4 protein-coding genes are annotated in these 3,764 nt (G+C 70.6%); 2 read left to right on the top strand and 2 right to left on the bottom strand.

Going from position 1 to position 3,764, the window contains the following annotated elements:
* The coding region (locus AC1DP0_RS19405) for a CNNM domain-containing protein (RefSeq protein ID WP_478087690.1) at positions 1 to 741 on the bottom strand (741 nt) is incomplete at its 3' end.
* Between the two features lie 161 nt (positions 742 to 902).
* Entirely contained in the window at positions 903 to 1,211 is a 309-nt protein-coding gene (locus tag AC1DP0_RS19400; RefSeq protein WP_478087688.1) for a 4a-hydroxytetrahydrobiopterin dehydratase, read from the bottom strand.
* 73 nt (positions 1,212 to 1,284) lie between these two features.
* On the opposite strand from AC1DP0_RS19400, the gene AC1DP0_RS19395 reads away from it, so the two are divergent.
* Both AC1DP0_RS19395 and typA read left to right on the top strand, forming a co-directional pair.
* The gene (locus AC1DP0_RS19395; protein ID WP_478087693.1) at positions 1,285 to 1,725 is read left to right on the top strand and encodes a (deoxy)nucleoside triphosphate pyrophosphohydrolase; all 441 of its coding nucleotides are present in this window, start codon (positions 1,285 to 1,287) and stop codon (positions 1,723 to 1,725) included.
* 84 nt (positions 1,726 to 1,809) lie between these two features.
* The gene (typA, locus tag AC1DP0_RS19390) at positions 1,810 to 3,708 is read left to right on the top strand and encodes a translational GTPase TypA (RefSeq protein ID WP_478087685.1); all 1,899 of its coding nucleotides are present in this window, start codon (positions 1,810 to 1,812) and stop codon (positions 3,706 to 3,708) included.
* The last annotated feature ends 56 nt before the right edge of the window (positions 3,709 to 3,764 follow it).

Below are 3,764 nucleotides of genomic sequence, written 5' to 3'. Positions count from 1 at the left end.
GTCGAGCAGGCCGACGAGGTCGGAGACCATGGYGTCCGCGTGGATCGTCGTCACCCGGACGCGTGGCGTCATGACGTCCCCGGCGTCGAGCTGCCGGAAGCGCAGCCCGCCCTCGAGAACGTCGGACAGGTCGTCGTCGAGCAGGCCGCCGGCGTGCGACTCGTCGATGATCCGGGTGAGGTCCTCGGCCGTGGCGCCCTGCTCGAGCTCCTCCACCGGTTCGATGCCCACCTTGCGCAGCAGGCTCGTCGACGCGCGGTCGAAGAGGCGCACGACAGGGCCCGCGACCGCGAGGTAGAGCAGGGTCGACCGGCTCAGGGAACGGGCGAGCGGCACGGTGCGCGCGATCGCGAGGTTCTTCGGCGCGAGCTCCCCGAAGACCATCTGCACGACGGTCGAGAAGACGAGGACCGCGGTGACCGAGAGGCTGAGGCGGGCGGCATACGACATCGAAGGGTCGAGCAGCTCGGCGATCCCGACCCCGACGAGGGGCTCGGACACGTAGCCGACGAGCAGGGCGGTCACGGTGATCCCGAACTGGGCCGCCGACAGGGTGAAGGACAGCTGCGACGTGACGCGGAGGGCGCGCTGGGCGGCGGCGTCGCCCTCGTCGGCGAGCTGGCGCAGGGCATTGCGGTCGACGGCGACGTAGGCGAACTCCTGGGCCACGAAGTAGCCCGTCGCAGCCGTCAGCGCGAGGATCAGCACGATGCCGAGGCCGATGCCCAGCGCGGTGCTCATGCGATCACCACCCGGGTGAACAGGCGGTGGGTCAGGGGTGGCCGGACCGGGTCCGGCCAGGGACTATGGCCCTCCCGGGACTCGGCGCGCGAGTCGCAGCGTGAGTGGGATCGCATGAGGCAATCCTAAGTTACGGGCGCGACCCGGCCCTCCGGCCGACGTCACGTGGTCGCGACGACGCCCCTCCGGGCGGCCTCCTGGCTGATCTGGTGCGCGAGCTCGACGTCGAGCTGGGTGAGGCCGCCCTCGGAGTGCGTCGAGAGGGCGAAGGCGACGGTGCGCCACCGGATGTCGATGTCGGGATGGTGGTCCATGGTCTCGGCCGCGGCCGCCACCTCCTGCACGAGCGCGATGGCCGTCAGGAACGCCGGGGCCTCGAAGGAGGCCCGGATGATGTCGCCGTCACGCGTCCAGTCGGGCAGGTCGCCCAGCTGGCGCTCGATCTCCTCGTCGGTCAGCCGTCGTGTCATGCAGTCCAGTAAACGCCCCGCCGTGCTCGCCCGGACCGTCCGGACGCACCGCTGTGGCACCATCGGTGGCGCCATGCGCAGCCCAGACCTCCTCCCGCACCCCGTACGCCTCGTCGTCGGGGCCGCCGTCGTCGACGACCTGGAGCGGCCGACCCGGCTGCTGGCGGCGCGGCGCACCGAGCCGTCCGCCCTCGCCGGCGGCTGGGAGCTGCCCGGCGGCAAGGTCGACGACGGCGAGTCGCCCCTCTCCGCCCTGCACCGGGAGCTGCTCGAGGAGCTCGGGGTCACGGTGCGCCTCGGTGCGCACGTGCCCGGACCTCGGCCGGGTGCGACGTGGCCCCTCGGCGAGCGGTACGAGATGCTGGTGTGGCTGGCAGAGGTCGCCGAAGGGACGCCCGAGCCCCTCGAGGACCACGACGAGCTGCGCTGGCTGGGGCTCGACGAGCTGCGCTCCGTCGCGTGGCTGCCCGCCGACCTGCCCATCGTGGAGACGCTCGAGGCGATGCTGCCGTGACGCCCTGCTCGTGAGTCGCCGGCCCCTGAACACCCACGACGACGTGGTCCGAACCACCCTCCAAACCCTGAGAGACTGTCCCTCATGCCCATGAAGACCCGCGCGGACATCCGCAACGTCGCCATCGTCGCCCACGTCGACCACGGCAAGACCACCCTCGTCGACAAGATGCTCTGGCAGTCCGGTGCGTTCGGCGAGCACCAGCACGTCGACGAGCGCGCGATGGACTCCGGTGACCTCGAGCGCGAGAAGGGCATCACGATCCTCGCGAAGAACACCGCGGTGCACTACACCGGCAAGGCCGCCCAGGACCGCGGCCTGACCGAGGGCGTCACCATCAACATCATCGACACCCCCGGCCACGCCGACTTCGGTGGCGAGGTCGAGCGCGGCCTGTCGATGGTCGACGGCGTCGTCCTGCTCGTCGACGCGTCCGAGGGCCCGCTGCCCCAGACCCGCTTCGTGCTGCGCAAGGCGCTCGCGGCGAAGATGCCGGTCATCCTCTGCATCAACAAGGTCGACCGCCCCGACTCGCGCATCGCCGAGGTCGTCGACGAGGCGTACGAGCTCTTCATGGACCTCGACGCCACCGAGGAGCAGATCGACTTCCCGATCGTCTACGCCTCGGCCAAGGCCGGCCGTGCCTCGACCGAGCGGCCCGACAACGGCGGCCTGCCCGTCGGCGAGGACCTCGAGGCGCTCTTCCAGACGATCCTCGAGACCATCCCCGCGCCGACCTACGACGACGAGGCCCCGCTGCAGGCCCACGTCACCAACCTCGACGCCTCCAACTTCCTCGGCCGCCTCGCCCTGCTCCGTGTCTTCAACGGCACGATCAAGAAGGGCCAGCAGGTCATGTGGTGCCGCCACGACGGCTCGCAGCAGCGCGTCAAGATCACCGAGCTGCTCATGACCGAGGCCCTCGAGCGCAAGCCCGCCGAGGAGGCGCGCCCCGGCGACATCATCGCCGTGGCCGGCATCCCCGAGATCACCATCGGCGAGACCCTCGCCGACCCCGAGAACCCGGTCCCGCTGCCGCTCATCACGGTCGACGAGCCGGCCATCTCGATGACGATCGGCACCAACACGAGCCCGATGGTCGGCCAGGTCCGCGGCTCCAAGGTCACGGCCCGCATGGTCAAGGACCGCCTCGACAAGGAGCTCATCGGCAACGTGTCGCTGCGCATCCTCAACACCGAGCGTCCCGACGCCTGGGAGGTCCAGGGCCGTGGCGAGCTCGCCCTCGCCATCCTCGTCGAGCAGATGCGCCGCGAGGGCTACGAGCTGACGGTGGGCAAGCCCCAGGTCGTCACGCGTGAGGTGGACGGCAAGGTCCACGAGCCGGTCGAGCGCCTGACCATCGACACCCCCGAGGAGTTCCTCGGCGCGATCACGCAGATCATGGCCGCCCGCAAGGGCCGCATGGAGCAGATGACCAACCACGGCACCGGCTGGATCCGCATGGAGTTCCTCGTGCCGAGCCGTGGCCTCATCGGCTTCCGCACCGAGTTCCTCACCGAGACGCGCGGCACGGGCATCGCCCACCACGTCTTCGAGGACTACGAGCCCTGGTTCGGCGCCATCACGACCCGCACGAGCGGTTCGCTCGTCTCCGACCGCAAGGGCGTCGTCACCTCCTACGCCATGGTCAACCTCCAGGAGCGCGGCACGCTGTTCGTCGAGCCCACCACCGAGGTCTACGAGGGCATGATCGTCGGCGAGAACTCCCGCGCAGACGACATGGACGTCAACATCACCAAGGAGAAGAAGCTCACCAACGTGCGCGCCTCCTCCTCGGACAACTTCGAGAAGATCGTCCCGCCGCGCAAGCTCAGCCTCGAGCAGAGCCTCGAGTTCTGCCGCGAGGACGAGTGCGTCGAGGTGACACCCGAGTCGGTCCGCATCCGCAAGGTCGTCCTCGACGCCGGCGAGCGGGCCCGCACCGCGTCCCGCGCGCGTTCGGCGGCGAAGGCCGAGGGCTGACCGAGGGGGCCTGCAGGAGGGCGCGGCGTGGTCCGCGGGCTGACGAGGTCGGTCGC

Source organism: Terrabacter sp. P5_B1, assembly GCF_056400505.1.
This window is presented reverse-complemented; position numbering and strand designations above follow the sequence as displayed.

Bases quoted from the DNA above. Each gene is read 5' to 3' on its own strand.
- AC1DP0_RS19400 (WP_478087688.1), bottom strand. From the start codon at position 1,211: ATGACACGACGGCTGACCGACGAGGAGATCGAGCGCCAGCTGGGCGAC.
- AC1DP0_RS19395 (WP_478087693.1), top strand. From the start codon at position 1,285: ATGCGCAGCCCAGACCTCCTCCCGCACCCCGTACGCCTCGTCGTCGGG.
- typA (WP_478087685.1), top strand. From the start codon at position 1,810: ATGCCCATGAAGACCCGCGCGGACATCCGCAACGTCGCCATCGTCGCC.